The organism is Roseovarius azorensis (assembly GCF_900109455.1).
Taxonomy (GTDB): domain Bacteria; phylum Pseudomonadota; class Alphaproteobacteria; order Rhodobacterales; family Rhodobacteraceae; genus Roseovarius; species Roseovarius azorensis.
Genome location: NZ_FOAG01000006.1, coordinates 170,273 through 185,194, shown reverse-complemented (window position 1 = coordinate 185,194; position 14,922 = coordinate 170,273). Strand labels below are relative to the sequence as shown.

Annotated in this window: 16 protein-coding genes; 10 read left to right on the top strand and 6 right to left on the bottom strand. The window is 66.8% G+C overall.

All coding sequences use genetic code 11. From position 1 onward, the window contains the following. Positions 1-3: 3 nt before the first annotated feature. Genes BSG08_RS11015 through rbfA form a run of 4 tightly spaced genes read right to left on the bottom strand, consistent with a single transcriptional unit; the run spans position 4 to position 2,648 of the window. Positions 4-570: a DUF1643 domain-containing protein gene (locus BSG08_RS11015; RefSeq protein ID WP_093036528.1), complete on the bottom strand. Its 567-nt coding sequence runs from the start codon at positions 568-570 to the stop codon at positions 4-6. Then, complete coding sequence (truB, locus tag BSG08_RS11010) at positions 567-1,472, bottom strand: tRNA pseudouridine(55) synthase TruB (RefSeq protein ID WP_093036525.1); 906 nt, start codon at positions 1,470-1,472, stop codon at positions 567-569. The genes BSG08_RS11015 and truB overlap by 4 nt, the downstream gene beginning before the upstream one ends. Before the next feature lie 35 nt (positions 1,473-1,507). Next, entirely contained in the window at positions 1,508-2,266 is a 759-nt protein-coding gene (locus tag BSG08_RS11005; RefSeq protein WP_093036522.1) for a phosphodiester glycosidase family protein, read from the bottom strand. Further along, positions 2,253-2,648, bottom strand: a complete 396-nt coding sequence (gene rbfA, locus BSG08_RS11000; RefSeq protein ID WP_093036519.1) for a 30S ribosome-binding factor RbfA — start codon at positions 2,646-2,648, stop codon at positions 2,253-2,255. The genes BSG08_RS11005 and rbfA overlap by 14 nt, the downstream gene beginning before the upstream one ends. 169 nt (positions 2,649-2,817) lie before the next feature. Between rbfA and dapB the strand changes: the two genes are divergently transcribed. Both dapB and BSG08_RS10990 read left to right on the top strand, forming a co-directional pair. Then, entirely contained in the window at positions 2,818-3,636 is an 819-nt protein-coding gene (gene dapB / locus BSG08_RS10995) for a 4-hydroxy-tetrahydrodipicolinate reductase (RefSeq protein ID WP_093036516.1), read from the top strand. 57 nt (positions 3,637-3,693) lie between these two features. Then, complete coding sequence (locus BSG08_RS10990; protein ID WP_093036513.1) at positions 3,694-4,047, top strand: dihydrodipicolinate reductase; 354 nt, start codon at positions 3,694-3,696, stop codon at positions 4,045-4,047. A gap of 22 nt (positions 4,048-4,069) precedes the next feature. Here the strand turns inward: BSG08_RS10990 and BSG08_RS10985 are convergent, their stop codons facing one another. Then, positions 4,070-4,261, bottom strand: a complete 192-nt coding sequence (locus BSG08_RS10985; RefSeq protein WP_093036510.1) for a DUF1674 domain-containing protein — start codon at positions 4,259-4,261, stop codon at positions 4,070-4,072. 68 nt (positions 4,262-4,329) lie between these two features. On the opposite strand from BSG08_RS10985, the gene BSG08_RS10980 reads away from it, so the two are divergent. The 8 genes from BSG08_RS10980 to BSG08_RS10945 all read left to right on the top strand — a co-directional run bounded on the left by BSG08_RS10980 (position 4,330) and on the right by BSG08_RS10945 (position 14,445). Next, entirely contained in the window at positions 4,330-5,598 is a 1,269-nt protein-coding gene (locus BSG08_RS10980) for an RsmB/NOP family class I SAM-dependent RNA methyltransferase (RefSeq protein ID WP_093036507.1), read from the top strand. A 238-nt stretch (positions 5,599-5,836) separates the two neighbouring features. Then, positions 5,837-7,579, top strand: coding sequence for a heparinase II/III family protein (locus BSG08_RS10975; protein ID WP_093036504.1), 1,743 nt, complete (start codon positions 5,837-5,839; stop codon positions 7,577-7,579). 26 nt (positions 7,580-7,605) lie between these two features. After that, the gene (gene purH / locus BSG08_RS10970; RefSeq protein WP_093036501.1) at positions 7,606-9,195 is read left to right on the top strand and encodes a bifunctional phosphoribosylaminoimidazolecarboxamide formyltransferase/IMP cyclohydrolase; all 1,590 of its coding nucleotides are present in this window, start codon (positions 7,606-7,608) and stop codon (positions 9,193-9,195) included. Positions 9,196-9,202: 7 nt separating this feature from the next. Continuing rightward, on the top strand, positions 9,203-9,673 hold the full coding sequence (lspA, locus tag BSG08_RS10965) for a signal peptidase II (protein ID WP_093036498.1): 471 nt from the start codon (positions 9,203-9,205) through the stop codon (positions 9,671-9,673). Positions 9,674-9,724: 51 nt separating this feature from the next. Next, positions 9,725-10,252 carry a DUF3035 domain-containing protein gene (locus tag BSG08_RS10960; protein ID WP_093036495.1) on the top strand — a complete coding sequence of 176 codons (528 nt, stop codon included), beginning with the start codon at positions 9,725-9,727 and terminating at the stop codon, positions 10,250-10,252. Positions 10,253-10,326: 74 nt separating this feature from the next. Continuing rightward, positions 10,327-11,670 carry a M16 family metallopeptidase gene (locus tag BSG08_RS10955; RefSeq protein ID WP_093036492.1) on the top strand — a complete coding sequence of 448 codons (1,344 nt, stop codon included), beginning with the start codon at positions 10,327-10,329 and terminating at the stop codon, positions 11,668-11,670. After that, entirely contained in the window at positions 11,667-12,980 is a 1,314-nt protein-coding gene (locus tag BSG08_RS10950; protein WP_093036489.1) for a M16 family metallopeptidase, read from the top strand. The genes BSG08_RS10955 and BSG08_RS10950 overlap by 4 nt, the downstream gene beginning before the upstream one ends. A gap of 115 nt (positions 12,981-13,095) precedes the next feature. Continuing rightward, positions 13,096-14,445 (top strand): aminotransferase class III-fold pyridoxal phosphate-dependent enzyme, encoded by a 1,350-nt coding sequence (locus BSG08_RS10945; protein ID WP_093036486.1) that lies wholly within the window; start codon positions 13,096-13,098, stop codon positions 14,443-14,445. Positions 14,446-14,483: 38 nt separating this feature from the next. On the opposite strand, the gene BSG08_RS10940 is transcribed toward BSG08_RS10945, so the two are convergent. Beyond that, a complete protein-coding gene (locus tag BSG08_RS10940; RefSeq protein ID WP_093036483.1) occupies positions 14,484-14,771 on the bottom strand; it encodes a sll1863 family stress response protein in 288 nt (95 codons plus the stop codon). Between the last annotated feature and the right edge of the window lie 151 nt (positions 14,772-14,922).

The window sequence follows — 14,922 nt, the reverse complement described above, 5'->3', positions numbered from 1 at the left end:
GCATCACAGCCCCGGAAAATCCATCAGACCCGTATCCCTGCGCAGATAGAGCGGATGCTTGGCCGATCCGTCCTTGTTCAGCCCAAGACACCTGAGCGGCCGCCCCGTCGCCGCAATCGCCCGCAACGCCGCCTGCACCACGCCAGAGTAGCGCGCATGCAGCCTGCCATAGGCCAGCACGACCATCTCCGACTCCCCGGCCATCGCCACCAGCGCCGGAATATTCGCCGGGCTGCACGCCTCTGCCGGATCGGCGGGCAGATCCCTGGGCGAGGTCGCCCGCCAGTCCAGCACATTACCCTTGAGGTAGCGGGTAAACCCCCAGTCGCGGGCAAAGACAAGCTCGCGGTGACAGGTCGGATCGGACACCTCGGCACTGGCCACCGACGGGTTCATGCCAACGAAAAGCACCGTGCGCGGATGGGCCCCCTCGGGCGTCCAGTCTCGGCTGAGCATCTGCCGGTAGCGTCCGCAAGGCGAATAACCGGCACCGCCGATCACCCCGTCAGGCAAGCGCAGCCGCACCTTGCCACCCGGATCATGCAGATCATCCGGCGCCCCGACAGTCATGTGTTGAAAACCCGCGAGGGATGCAATTCCCCCGCCTTGTAGCGCCCCACCGCCACCGCGCGCCCCTCAAAGGAGGCCCAGCATTCCTCGCCATACTCAACCTCCCGCGCGATCACCATCCCCGGATTGCCGTTCCTCAGCCGCGCCGCGCCCTCGGGGGTCGCGGTCACCATCGGCAGATCGGCCAGCCCCTCTTCGAGCGGACGCAGATATGCGTCCAGCGCCGGATCGTGCGCCAGCCTGTCGATCTCGTCCAGGCTCAACCCATCCTGCGCCTCGAACGGCCCAGACCAGATCCGCCGCAACCACGCCACATGACCATGACAGCCCAGAACCTCCCCCAGATCGCGTGCGATCGCGCGCACATAGCCGCCCTTGCCGCAGGTCATTTCCAGCACCACGTGATCGGCATCGGGCCGCCCTGCCATGATCAGTTCTTCCACCCACAGCGGACGCGCGGCGACCTCGAATTCCTCGCCCTCGCGCGCCAGGGCATAGGCGCGCTGCCCGTCGATCTTGACGGCCGAGAATTTCGGCGGCACCTGCATTATGTCTCCGACAAAACGCCCGAGCGCCGCCTTGATCTCGTCATCGGTGGGGCGTGCGTCGCTCTGCGCCACCACCTCGCCTTCGATGTCGTCCGTATTGGTGGCCTGCCCGAGACGCACGCAGAACTCATAGGCCTTCAACGCATCGGTGATATAGGGCACGGTTTTCGTGGCCTCGCCAAGCGCCACCGCCAGCACCCCCGTCGCCTCGGGATCGAGCGTGCCCGCATGGCCCGCCTTCTGCGCCTGCAGCGCCCATTTCACCTTGTTCACCACGGCGGTCGAGGTGACGCCGGCGGGCTTGTCCACCACCAGCCACCCCGAAATATCGCGCCCCTTGCGTTTGCGTGCCATGCCCGCCCCATGAATCCCCTGTCAGACGGCAGGGCCTAATCCACGGCGGCGTCAGCGTCAATCACCGCGCCCACCATCGGCCCCATGGCAAATCCCAGATCCGACCGCCCCAGACGCGGCGCATGCAGCTTCGAGATCTTGCCATCGAAATACAGCGCTTGCGGCACCTTCAGGTGATCGCGAAACACCCGCCCGAACGTATGAAAATTCACCGCCCGATCCGAGATCACGAACCACGCGCGCCGCCCGTCCGCCGAGGTGCCCACACCATTGCGGATATGGCGGCTGTCGCTGTCCTCGATGAAACGCGGGTGCAATTCACCGTCGATCACCAGCATCGGCCCCGATTGGCTGGCGGCGTTACAGTCTGGCCCTTCCTCGGCAAATCGCCGGGCCTCGATCACATCGGCGCGGCCCTCGCGCAGGCAAAAGACGCCGTTGGGCAGCAGCCCGAAATTTCCCGGCCCCGCCCGCGTGACCAGCGGTGCCACCTCGCGCCCGTTCTCGACATATAAACCCACCGGGCTGCGATCCGCATGATACATGCCGGCATTCATGGCAAAGGCCAGCACCTTGCCTTCAGCCTGCAACAGCCGCTCGATGGCCACGAAACTGCCCAGCGGCGCGCCGCTGCCCGGATCGTTGAGAAAAAGCCGCACATCCCCCCGCACCAGATCGACCTCGCAGACCGTATAGCCCGCGCCGTCGAATCGTTCGACGCGACACTCCGCCGCCTGCACCGCCCCGGCCCATGCCAGCGCGATCAGCGTCAGCGCCACCCTAGCTTTCCACATCCCGGCGCACCTTGTCCTGCGCGAAAAGACGCCTTGCCTCGTCCATCTGGTCAAAGGTCTCATCCAGCCGGAACCGCAGATCGGGGGCGTATTTCAACCCCACCTTCTTGCCGATGATCCGCCGCAGTTCATGCTTGTTGCGCGCCAGCAGCGCAATCAGGTCCTCGCGCCCCTCGCCGCCCAGCGGCATCACATAGGCGGTGGCGATCTTGAGATCCGGCGAGGTGCGCACCTCGCCCACCGTCACCGAGATGCGGTTGAGGTCGGGATCATGGATATCGCCGCGCATCAGCACCTCCGACAGGGTGCGCCGGATGAGCTCGCCCACGCGCAACTGCCGCTGCGACGGTCCTGGCCCGTCATGAAAGCTGTTCTTTGCCATACCCCGCATCTAATCGCTTGGCCCCGCATTTCCAAGCAGGGAAATCCACCGCGTTTCTTCTTGGCTCAAATACCCATCGCACCGGCACCTCATAGCGCCCCGCCCGCCCCCTTGCCGCCCCGCCTGTCGCGCGCTATGCAAAAGCGCAATCAGGACAGGAGCCGTCGCCATGACCGATCTGCCGGGTATCGTGATCACCGGGGCCTCGGGCCGGATGGGCCGGATGCTGGCCCGCACGGTTCAGGACAGCCCCCGCGCCCGGCTCATCGGCGCGCTGGAACGGCCCGGCCATCCCTGGACCGGGCAGGATCTCGGCACCGCCATGGGCGGCGCGGAAATCGGCGTGACCGTGACCGACGACCCGCTCGAGGTGATTGCCCGCGCGCAGGTGGTGATCGACTTTACCGCGCCCGCCGCCACGCTGGAATTCGCCACGCTCGCGGCACAGGCGCGCGTCGTGCATGTGATCGGCACCACCGGGTTCAATGCGGCAGACCTCAAGAAACTGGAGGCCGCGGCGCGCCATGCGGTGATCGTACGCGCCGGCAACATGAGCCTCGGGGTCAATCTTCTGACGCAACTGACGAAACGGGTGGCCGCCGCTCTCGACGAAGATTTCGATATCGAGATCGTCGAGGCGCACCACAACCAGAAAGTCGATGCGCCCTCGGGCACCGCGCTGATGCTGGGCGAGGCCGCCGCCGAAGGGCGCGGCGTGGCGCTGGAAAACGTCAGCGACCGTGGCCGCGACGGGATCACCGGCAAACGCGAACGCGGCCATATCGGGTTCTCGGCCATCAGAGGCGGCGACATCGTGGGCGAGCATGACGTCATCTTCGCCGCCGCCGGTGAACGCATCGTGCTGCGCCACATCGCCACCGACCGCGCGATCTTTGCCCGTGGCGCGCTGCGCGCCGCCCTCTGGGGGCTGGGCCGCAAACCCGGCAGCTATGACATGATCGACGTTCTTGGCCTCGGCGAAAACTGATCCGATTGCCCCCGCCGCGCGTAGACCGGTACATAACCCTGAAAACAGGTATGTCCGATGCGCGCGATCCTGGCCCTCGTCCTGTCCCTTGCCCTTGGCAACCCGGCCTTTGCCGAAGGCTTTGCCCAGATCACCGAGCGTGACAGATTCGTCTCGTTGATCGAGGGGCGCGATCTCACCCGCTTTGGCATCACCCTCAACGTGACCCCCGACGGCCGGATCAAGGGGCGCGCCTTTGGCCGCGACGTGACCGGCGCATGGCGCTGGAACGGCGGATATTTCTGTCGCGATCTCTATTGGGGCCAGATGGATCTCGGACCCAACTGCCAGGCGGTCCGGGTGCAGGGCAGCACGCTGCGCTTCATTTCCGATCAGGGACAAGGGCAATTCGCGGACTTGCAGCTGCGCTGACAGACCGCGCCCGCAATCCCGCTCAGAAATCGACCGCCAGCCCCTTTTTCTCCCAGTCGCCATAGCGGACCGGCTCCAGCCCCTCGCGCCGCCCGCCCAGTTCCCGGGGCAGATCCAGCGCCTCGGCGGCCTTGCGCCGCTCTTCGGCCTCGGCCAGCGCGCGCAGGGCTGCTGGCGGCAGATCCCTGGTCTCGGGCGTGTCATCGGTGCTCATGGCCGGGCTTTCCTTGTGCTGACCCCGCTGATATATCCCGCCTCCAGCCCGCCGCCAAGGACAACCCGATGAAAAAGAGCGCCCCCACCGCCCGCGCCGCCGCCGTGCATTTGCTCGACCAGGTATTGGGCGAGAGCCGCCTCCTGTCCGATCTCATCGCGGGCGGCGCTCTGGATGCCCTGTCGCCCCCCGACCGCGCCCGCGCACAGCGGCTGGCCACCGATACGCTGCGCGGGCTGGCGCGCGCAGACCGCCTCCTGTCGCGGCACCTGCGCAAACCGCCGCCGCTGCCGGTGTTCAACATCCTGCGCGCGGGCACGGTGGAACTGGCGCAGGGCGGCGATCCGCACGGTGTGGTCAACGAGGCCGTCGGGATCATCGCCCGCCACCCCCGCTTTGGCAGCCTCAAGGGGCTGGTCAACGCCGTCCTGCGCAAGATGGCCGAGGACGCCCCCCGATCCTGGAACGACCTGCGCGTGCCCGGCCTGCCCGCATGGCTGCGTGGCCCGCTCACCGAGGCCTGGGGCAAGGCCGCCGTCGCCGCGATGGAGCGCGCGCATTTCGCGGGCGCGCCGCTGGATCTGACGATCAAATCCGATCCCGAGGGCTGGGCCGAACGGCTGGGTGGCATCGTCCTGCCCACCGGCTCTGTCCGGCTGGGCGACCCCGGCCAGATCTCTGCCCTGCCGGGCTATGCCAGCGGCGACTGGTGGGTGCAGGACGCCGCCGCCGCCCTGCCCGTGCAGGTGCTGGCCCCCTTGCCGGGTGAACATATCCTCGATCTCTGCGCGGCCCCCGGCGGCAAGACGCTGCAACTGGCCCATGCCGGGGCGGATGTGACCGCCCTCGACCTCTCCGCCCGGCGCATGGCGCGCGTCACCGAGAATCTCGCCCGCACGCAGCTCACCGCCACCTGCCTTGTCGGCGACGCGCTCGACCACCGTGGCGGACCCTATGACGCCATCCTGCTCGATGCGCCCTGTTCGGCCACCGGCACGATCCGCCGTCACCCCGACCTGCCGCACGCCAGGGACGGGTCCGACTTCGGCGCGCTGATCGCGCTGCAGGCGGCGATGATCGACCATGCGCTGACACTGCTGAAACCCGGCGGGCGACTGGTCTATTGCACCTGCTCGCTCCTGCCCGACGAGGGGGAATGCCAGATCGAAGAGGCGATGCAGCGCCATCCAGGCCTCACCCCCGACCGCGCGGCGCTCGATCGCCCCGGCATCGACCCCGCGTGGATCACCGAAGAGGGCGGCCTGCGCCTGCGCCCCGACTTCTGGCCCGATCTGGGCGGCATGGACGGATTCTACATCGCCTGCCTGCGCCGCTGAGGCCGACAGCCGCGCCCGTCATCCCCCGCCGTTTCCCGTCATCCTCCGGCTTGACCGGCGGATCTTCTGCCGGACCCGATCCTGCATCAGGAGACCCTCGGGCCTTTCCCCAGGATGACACAGGGATGAAACCGGCCAACCCGGCAATCCGGACACCGGCGGTCAATCAGGCGGTGACTTGGCCGGACCGCGCGGCTATAGTGCCCCCATCAGCGCCGCCAGAAGCGTCCAGAGGCACATGTCGCATTCCGAACCCCTGTCAACGCGCTGGGCGCGCCTGATGAACCGGCTGGCCGCGCGCCGCGCCGCGCTCAGCCGTCCGGCCACCGCCCTGATCTCGCAACCCGAACCGCGCAGCATCGGCTATCTGGCGCGTGGCCGCCAGCTCTGCGCCGGCAACTTCGTCTTTGCCGGGCATCTGGTGCAGGCCCCCGACACGCCGATCTGGGAACTCGATCCGCCCGACGCCGCCTTTGCCGCCGAGATGCACGGCTTTGGCTGGCTCGACGATCTGGTTGCTGTCGGCGATGGCCCGGCCCGCGCCCGCGCGCAGGAATGGCTCTGGAACTGGATCGACCGCTACGGCAACGGCACCGGCCCCGGCTGGACCCCCGATCTGACCGGGCGACGCCTGATCCGCTGGATCAGCCAGGCGATGTTCCTGCTGCGCGGCCAGCCGTCCGAAGCCTCGCGCCCGCTGTTTCGCTCGCTGGCGCAACAAACCGCCTTCCTCGCCCGGCGCTGGCACGCGACCAGCCCCGGACTGCCACGATTCGAGGCGCTGACGGGGCTGATCTACGCGGGCCTGGCGCTGGAAGGGATGGAACGCCACCTCGCGCCCGCGCGCACCGCGCTGGCGCGCGAATGCGATGCCCGGATCGACGCGCAGGGCGGCCTGCCCACCCGCAACCCCGAGGAACTGCTCGATGTCTTCACCCTGCTCACCTGGACAGCCCTCACGCTGAGCGAAGCCGGGCATTCCGCCGACGACGCCCATTGGCGCGCGATAGAACGCATCGCCCCCACCCTGCGCCTGCTGCGGCACGCCGATGGCGGGCTCGCGCGGTTCCATGGCGGCGGGCGCGGGCTGGAGGGGCGGCTTGATGCCGCACTCGCCACAAGCGGCGTCAAGACCCGCCACGCGCAGGGGCTGGCCATGGGCTATGCCCGGCTGGGCGCGGGACGCACCAGCGTGATCATCGACGCCGCCGCTCCGCCCGTCGGCCCGGCCTCGGGGGGGGCGCATGCCTCGACGCTGGCATTCGAACTGACCTCGGGCCGCCGCCCGCTGATCGTGAGCTGTGGCTCGGGGGCCAGTTTCGGCACCGAATGGCGGCGCGCGGGCCGCGCCACGCCATCGCATTCCACGCTGGTGCTGGCCAGCCAGTCAAGCGCCCGGCTCAGCAATGACACCGCCCATGGCGACTGGCTGAGCGAGGCCCCAAGCCATGTGCCCGTAAGCCTCTCGCGCGCCCCCGACGGGCTGCGGTTCGAAGGCGCTCAGAACGGCTATGTCGCCGCCCATGGCCTGACCCATATCCGGCGGCTCGATCTGACCTTTGACGGGCGGGGCCTTGCGGGCGAGGATATGCTGATCGCCATCGAAGAGGCCGACAAACGCCGATTCGATCTGGCGCTCGACGCCACCCGCCTGCACGGCGTGCCCTTCGACATCCGCTTTCACCTGCACCCCGATATCGACGCCTCGGTCGATCTGGGCGGCACCGCAATCTCGCTGGCGCTGCGCAGCGGCGAAATCTGGGTGTTCCGCAGCGACGGACGCGCCGCTTTGTCCTTGCAACCCAGCGTCTATCTTGAAAAAACGCGGCTCAAACCGCGCGCGGCCGAACAGATCGTCCTGTCGGGCCGCGCGACGGCCTATGCAACCCATGTCAGATGGTCGCTGGCCAAGGCACAGGATACCCCCATCGGGATCCGCGATCTGATCGAGGACGTGCCCGAGCCCGCGACCGACGACTGAACAGACCGATACAGGATCACATGCCCATGGCCGATTTCGCGCCCGTCACACGCGCCCTGCTCTCCGTTTCCGACAAGACCGGCCTCATTGATCTTGGGCGCGCCCTCGCCGCGCGCGGGGTCGAACTGCTCTCGACCGGCGGCACCGCCCGCGCGCTGCGCGATGCGGGCCTCGATGTACGCGATGTGGCCGAGATCACGGGCTTTCCCGAAATGATGGACGGCCGCGTCAAGACGCTGCACCCGATGGTGCACGGCGGGCTTCTGGCGCTGCGCGACAATCCCGCGCACGTGGCGGCGATGGCCGAACACGGGATTGGCCCCATCGACCTGCTGGTCGTCAACCTCTACCCGTTCGAGGAAACCGTGGCGCGCGGCGCCGATTATGAAACCTGCGTCGAGAATATCGACATCGGCGGTCCGGCGATGATCCGCGCCGCGGCCAAGAACCACGCCCATGTCACCGTGGTGGTGGATGTCGGGGATTACGATAAACTGCTGGGCGACATGGACCAGCATGACGGCGCCACCTGCCCCAGATTCCGCCGCAAGCTGGCGCAGCGCGCCTATGCCCGCACCGCCGCCTATGACGCCGCCGTGTCCACATGGCTGGCGGAGGCCATCGGCGATCCCGCCCCACGCCGCCACGCCTTTGCCGGAACCCTCGCGCAAACGCTGCGCTATGGCGAGAACCCGCATCAGACGGCGGCCTTCTACACCGACGGCACGCACCGCCCCGGCGTCGCCACCGCCCGTCAGGTGCAGGGCAAGGAACTGAGCTACAACAACATCAACGACACCGACGCGGCATTCGAGCTGGTCAGCGAATTCGCCCCCGGGAACGGCCCCGCCTGCGCGATCATCAAACACGCCAACCCCTGCGGCGTGGCGCGCGGCGCGACCCTGCTTGAAGCGTATAAAAACGCCTTCGACTGCGACCGCACCTCGGCCTTCGGCGGCATCATCGCGCTCAACCAGCCGCTCGACGCCGCCACCGCCCAAGAGATCAGCCAGATCTTTACAGAGGTGGTGATCGCGCCCGGCGCGGATGACGCCGCCATGGAAATCTTTGCCGGAAAGAAGAACCTGCGCCTGCTCCTGACCGAGCGGCTGGCCGACCCGGCGGCGACCGGACGGGTGATCCGGCAGGTCTCGGGCGGCTATCTGGTGCAGGACAAGGACAATGGCCGCATCACGGCAGAGGCTCTGCGCGTGGTGACGAAACGCGCGCCGACGGATCGCGAACTCTCCGACATGCTCTTTGCATGGAAGGTGGCGAAACACGTCAAGTCGAACGCCATCGTCTATGCCCGCGACGGCGCCACGGTGGGCGTGGGCGCTGGCCAGATGAGCCGGGTCGACAGCTGCCGCATCGCCGCCCGCAAGGCGCAGGACATGGCAGAGACGCTCGGCCTGTCCGCACCGCTCACGCAGGGCAGCGTGGTCGCCTCGGATGCGTTCTTTCCCTTTGCCGACGGGCTGATGACGGCGGCCGAGGCCGGGGCGACGGCGGTGATCCAGCCCGGCGGCTCGATGCGCGACGACGAGGTGATCGCAGCCGCCGACGCCGCAGGACTCGCCATGGTGCTGACCGGCATGCGCCATTTCCGGCACTGAGACGCACATGAGACTGACACTCTGGACCGCCTTCTGGATCTTTCTGCTCGATCAGGCGACGAAATACATCGTGGTTCATACCATGGACCTGCGCAGCCTCGGTCGGATCGACGTCCTGCCGCCCTTTCTCAACCTGCGCATGGCGTGGAATGACGGGATCAATTTCGGCCTGCTGGGCGGCGAGGCGGCGGCAACCCGATGGATCCTCATCGCCGTGGCGCTGGTGATTGTCGGCGCGGTGCTCTGGTGGGTGCATCGCGAACCCGGCACGCGGCTGCATCAGGTTGCGGCGGGTCTGCTGGCGGGCGGCGCACTCGGGAATGTGATCGACCGGCTGATCTATGGCGCGGTCGCGGATTTCCTGAACATGTCCTGCTGCGGGATCGACAACCCCTATGCCTTCAACATCGCCGATATCGCGGTCTTTGCCGGAGCCTTCGGCATGGTTCTGCTGCCCGCAGGCAAAAAGCCCTCGTGACCTTGGCCCGCGAATGCGGTAAAGCACATTGAAAGTTGCAGGAGAGTGGCGATGATGATGCCGCGTAAAACCGTTCTGACCCTACTGGCGGCGGCCATTGTGGCCGGTTGTTCCGGGCGCGATGACGTGACCCTGACGCGGCTGCGCAATACCGGCAACGGCCCGGACGAATTCTCGATCCTTCCCGGAAAGCCGCTCCAGACACCCGAAGATTACGCCACCCTGCCGCAACCCACGCCGGGGGCCGCGAACCTGACGGATCAGAACCCGCTGGCCGATGGCGTGGCGGCGCTTGGCGGCAATCCTGCCGCCCTCGGCGCAGTCGCACCCTCAGCCGCGAATGGTGCTCTGGTCAACCATGCCAATCGCTATGGCGCGACACCGAACATCCGGCAGACCCTCGCCGCAGAGGACAGGGATGTGCGCAGGAATTACGGCAACGTCAATATCCTGCGCATCCTGCCCGGCGACGATTACGTGCAGGCCTACCGCCGCGAATGGCTTGACGCCTATGCCGAAGAAGAGCGGCTGCGCAAGCGCGGCGTGCTCACCCCGGCCAGCCCGCCACCGCCCCGGTAACGGACCTGTCGCTTGAATCCGGGGCGCAGGGGCGTATCTATACGGTCAGACACCCACAGCACCGGAGACCGGATATGCGCCTATTGCCTGCCTGCCTGCTGCTGATCCTCGCCCCGCTCGGCGCGGGCATGGCACAGGCATCGACAACCGATCAGGTCTCGACCTTCACCCTCGACAACGGGCTCGAAGTGGTGGTGATCGAGGATCACCGCGCCCCGGTCGTCACCCAGATGGTCTGGTATCGCGCCGGCTCGGCGGATGAGAAACCGGGCGTCTCCGGCGTCGCGCATTTTCTGGAACACCTGCTGTTCAAGGGCACCGAAACGCTGGCGCCGGGCGAATTTTCCGCCACGGTCGCGCGCAATGGCGGCTCTGACAACGCCTTTACCAGCTACGATTACACCGCCTATTTCCAGCGCATCGCCGCCGACCGGCTGGATCTGGTGATGCGCATGGAATCCGACCGCATGACCAACCTGCAACTCGACGAGGCCGACATCCTGACCGAACGCGACGTGATCATCGAGGAACGCAACCAGCGCGTTGAAAACAGCCCTGCCGCGCTGTTTCGCGAACAAAAAAGCGCGATGCAGTATTTCAACCACCGCTACGGCATCCCGATCATCGGCTGGCGACACGAGATGGAGGCGCTCGATCTCGACGACGCGCTCGACTATTACCGCACCTTCTATGCGCCCAACAACGCGATCCTGATCGTCGCGGGCGACGTGACGCCCGACGAGGTGCGCGTGCTGGCCGAGAGGTATTACGGCCCGATCCCCGCCAATCCAGACCTGCCCGAGCGCATCCGCCCGCAAGAGCCGCCGCAGATGGCCGAACGCCGCATCACCTTTCGCGACGCCCGCGTCTCGCAACCCTATGTCAGCCGCTCCTACCTCGCGCCCGAACGCGACAGCGGCGCGCAGCAAGAGGCGGCAGCACTGACGCTTCTCGCCGAGATTCTCGGCGGCGGACAGACCTCTTTCATGGCCGAGAAACTGCAATTCGACACGCAGATCGCGGTGCAGGTCGGGGCATGGTATTCCGACATGTCGCTCGATGACACCACATTCGATCTCGTCGTCGTGCCCGCCGCAGGCGTCACCCTGCAAGAGGCCGAGGCGGCGATGGACGACGTGCTCACCAGCTTTCTCGAAACCGGGGTCGATCCCGAACAACTCGACCGCATCAAGATGCAGGTCCGCGCCTCGGATATCTATGCCCGCGACGATGCAGGCGGACTGGCCAACCGCTATGGCCGCGCCCTGACCCAGGGCCTCACGGTCGCGGATGTGCAGGCCTGGCCCGACATTCTGCAATCCACCACGGCCGATGACATCATGGCCGCCGCCCGCCGCGTGTTCGACCGCAAGAAATCGGTCACCGGCTGGCTCATGGCCCCGGAGATCACCCAATGATCCGTATCCTGCTCAGTCTCTTCATCCTCTTCGCTGCCCTGCCCGCCCGCGCGGGTGTCGACATCAAGGAGATGACCACCCCCGGCGGACTCAGCGCCTGGCTGGTCGAGGATCATTCGATCCCCTTCGTGGCGCTCGAACTACGCTTTCGCGGCGGTGGCTCGCTCGATGCGCCCGGCAAGCGCGGCGCGACGAACCTGATGGTCGCCCTGCTCGAAGAGGGCGCCTCCGACATGGATGCCCGCGCCTTTGCCCGCGCCACCGAATCGCTGGCCGCCAATTTCAGCTATTCGCTCAGCGACGATCAGATCAGCGTCTCGGCCCGTTTCCTGACCGAAAACCGCGATCAGGCGGTGGACCTGCTGCGCGCCAGCCTGCTACAGCCGCGTTTCGACCCCGACGCCATAGAACGTGTCCGAGGCCAGATCATCTCGAGCATCCGCTCGTCCGAAACCAACCCGCGCGATATCGTCGGTCGCTCCTTCGACAGGCTCGTCTTTGGCGATCACCCCTATGCCACCTCGCTCGACGGCACGGTCGAGAGCGTCACGGCGCTGACCCGCGAGGATATCGTGGCCGCCCATGCGGCGGGGTTGACCCGCGACCGGCTCTATATCAGCGCCGTAGGCGACATCACCGAGGCGGAACTGGCCACGCTGCTCGATCACCTGCTTGGCGACCTGCCCGAGACCGGCGCGCCCCTGCCCGGCCCGGCCGATCTGAACCTGCCCGGCGGGGTGCAGGTGGTCGATTTCGCCACGCCGCAATCCATCGTCGCCTTTGCCCAGCCCGGCATCGACCGGGACCACCCGGATTTCTTCGCCGCCTATATCCTCAACCACATCCTCGGCGGCGGCGGCTTCGAAAGCCGCCTGATGACCGAGGTGCGCGAGAAACGCGGCCTGACCTACGGCGTCTATTCCTATCTCGCCGACAAGGACGCGGCCAAGCTGTGGATGGGCTCTGTCGCCTCGGCCAATGATCGCGTGGCCGAAGCCATCGCCGTGATCCGCGCCGAATGGGAACGCATCCGCAACGAGGGTGTGACCCAGGAGGAATTGCAGAACGCCAAGACCTATCTCACCGGCGCCTATCCCCTGCAATTCGAGGGCAACGGCCCCATCGCCTCGATCGCCGTGGGCATGCAGATGCAGGGCCTGCCGACCGATTACATCGCCAACCGCAACGACATGGTGAACGCCGTCACCCTCGACGACATCACCCGCGTCGCGCGCGAACGGCTCGACCCCGACGCGCTGACCTTCGTGGTCGTGGGCCAACCCGAGGGGCTGGAAAGCACGGTGAACTGACACAGATCCGCCGTCACGTAGGCCGGGGTTCACCCCGGCCCCACACATCCCTCTGGACACTCCCCCGCGCCGGTGGCAGAATTTGATCAAATTCCACCCCTGCCGGAGCACCCCCATGAAAGACGACAACTTCCTGCGTGAAATGAACGCCCGCCACCTGTGGCACCCGATGGGCCATCCCGGCGAGGCACAAACCAACACCCCAAAGATCATCAAGGGGGCCGAGGGCGTGCGCATCACCGATATCGACGGGCACAACCCGGTCGATGCCGTGGGCGGCCTCTGGTGCGTCAACCTTGGCTATTCCAACGACGCGATCAAACAGGCGATCGCCGATCAGCTCTGGCAACTGCCCTATTACTCGGCCTTCGCCGGCAGCACCAATCCGGCGGCGATCGAGGCGTCCTACGCCGTGCAGGACTTCTTCGCCCAGGACGGCATGACCCGCGTGTTCTTCACCTCCGGCGGCTCCGACAGCGTCGATACCGCCCTGCGCATGGCCCGGCAATATCACCGCCTGCGCGGCGAACCCACGCGCACCAAGTTCCTCAGCCTCAAGAAAGGCTATCACGGCACCCATTGGGGCGGCGCATCGGTCAACGGCAACAACCGCTTCCGCATCGGCTATGAACCGATGCTGCCCGGCTGTTTCCACCTGCCCAGCCCTTATACCTATCGCAACCCGTTCGATGAAACCGACCCGGCGAAACTGGCCGAAAAGATCGCCACCGCCATGGTGGACGAGATCGAGTTTCAGGATCCCTCGACCATCGCCGCCTTCATCATGGAGCCGATCCAGGGTGCGGGCGGCGTGATCGTCCCCGACGCCAGCTTCATGAAACACATGCGCGCGATCTGCGACCGTTACGGGATCCTCATGATCTCGGACGAGGTGATCACCGGCTTCGGGCGCACCGGCGACTGGTCCGGCGCGCGTCATTGGGGGGTGCAACCCGACCTCATGACCATCGCCAAGGGCATCACCTCGGGCTATTTCCCGGTGGGCGGGGTTCTGGTCGGCGACAAGGTGGCCGAGGTGTTCGAATCCGCCGGCCCCGAGGGCAGCATCTGGACCGGCTACACCTATTCCGCCCATCCCGTCGGCGCGGCGGCGGTGGTGGCCTGCCTGTCGGAAACGCTGCGGCTGGACACCAGAACCAACGCGGCGGCACGCGGCACGCAGCTATACGAGGGCGTTCTGAAACTTGCGCGCAAACACGACATCATCGGCGATGTGCGCGGCGGGCATGGCCTGATGACCGGCATCGAGATCGTCAGCGACAAGGCACACAAGACGCCGATGGACGCGGCCAGCATGAAACGCATCCATCAGGCCACCTATGAGGCAGGGGCAATGGTGCGCCTCGGCGCCCACAACATCCTGATGTCGCCGCCGCTGACCATCTCCGAGGATGAGGTCAACGTGATCCTCACCGCGCTCGACGCAGGCTTTGCGGCGGCCTGAATTCCACGGGGCGCGCACCCACCTGCGCGCCCTGACGCCTACCCGAACCGCCCCCAGGCGTCCTGCATCGCCTTGGACATGCTCTCCCACGCCTTGTCCGCGCCCGCGCGAATGTCGCTCCACGCCGCGGATTGCGCATCACGCAGCTTGTGCAACTGCGCCTCGATCTCCTTGCGGCGTTCTTCCAGATCTTCCAGCTGTTCGCGATATTTCAGCCTGGCATCCGCCTGCGCGCCATCGACCTTGGCCTGCAACTTGTCGATATCCGCACGCCATTCCTTCAGCTTGGCTTCCAGCTTCTGTTGATAGACCTGTTTGTCATCCATGGTATCAACCCCTTTCTGCAATGAGATTTGTATCACCTCTCCAAGAATGTGCCCCATTGCGCCCGCAATCAAGCCCGGCGGCCAAACCCCGCCGACGCAGAGTGGTCCTGACAGACATGCCGGTCGTGACATCTCCGCGCAGCCATGAAGA

Coding starts and splice junctions, on each gene's coding strand:
- BSG08_RS11015 (WP_093036528.1), bottom strand. CDS start 570: ATGACTGTCGGGGCGCCGGATGATCTGCATGATCCGGGTGGCAAGGTG.
- BSG08_RS10940 (WP_093036483.1), bottom strand. CDS start 14,771: ATGGATGACAAACAGGTCTATCAACAGAAGCTGGAAGCCAAGCTGAAG.
- BSG08_RS10985 (WP_093036510.1), bottom strand. CDS start 4,261: ATGAGCACCGATGACACGCCCGAGACCAGGGATCTGCCGCCAGCAGCC.
- BSG08_RS11005 (WP_093036522.1), bottom strand. CDS start 2,266: ATGTGGAAAGCTAGGGTGGCGCTGACGCTGATCGCGCTGGCATGGGCC.
- truB (WP_093036525.1), bottom strand. CDS start 1,472: ATGGCACGCAAACGCAAGGGGCGCGATATTTCGGGGTGGCTGGTGGTG.
- BSG08_RS10950 (WP_093036489.1), top strand. CDS start 11,667: ATGATCCGTATCCTGCTCAGTCTCTTCATCCTCTTCGCTGCCCTGCCC.
- lspA (WP_093036498.1), top strand. CDS start 9,203: ATGAGACTGACACTCTGGACCGCCTTCTGGATCTTTCTGCTCGATCAG.
- BSG08_RS10980 (WP_093036507.1), top strand. CDS start 4,330: ATGAAAAAGAGCGCCCCCACCGCCCGCGCCGCCGCCGTGCATTTGCTC.
- dapB (WP_093036516.1), top strand. CDS start 2,818: ATGACCGATCTGCCGGGTATCGTGATCACCGGGGCCTCGGGCCGGATG.
- BSG08_RS10960 (WP_093036495.1), top strand. CDS start 9,725: ATGATGATGCCGCGTAAAACCGTTCTGACCCTACTGGCGGCGGCCATT.
- rbfA (WP_093036519.1), bottom strand. CDS start 2,648: ATGGCAAAGAACAGCTTTCATGACGGGCCAGGACCGTCGCAGCGGCAG.
- BSG08_RS10990 (WP_093036513.1), top strand. CDS start 3,694: ATGCGCGCGATCCTGGCCCTCGTCCTGTCCCTTGCCCTTGGCAACCCG.
- purH (WP_093036501.1), top strand. CDS start 7,606: ATGGCCGATTTCGCGCCCGTCACACGCGCCCTGCTCTCCGTTTCCGAC.
- BSG08_RS10945 (WP_093036486.1), top strand. CDS start 13,096: ATGAAAGACGACAACTTCCTGCGTGAAATGAACGCCCGCCACCTGTGG.
- BSG08_RS10975 (WP_093036504.1), top strand. CDS start 5,837: ATGTCGCATTCCGAACCCCTGTCAACGCGCTGGGCGCGCCTGATGAAC.
- BSG08_RS10955 (WP_093036492.1), top strand. CDS start 10,327: ATGCGCCTATTGCCTGCCTGCCTGCTGCTGATCCTCGCCCCGCTCGGC.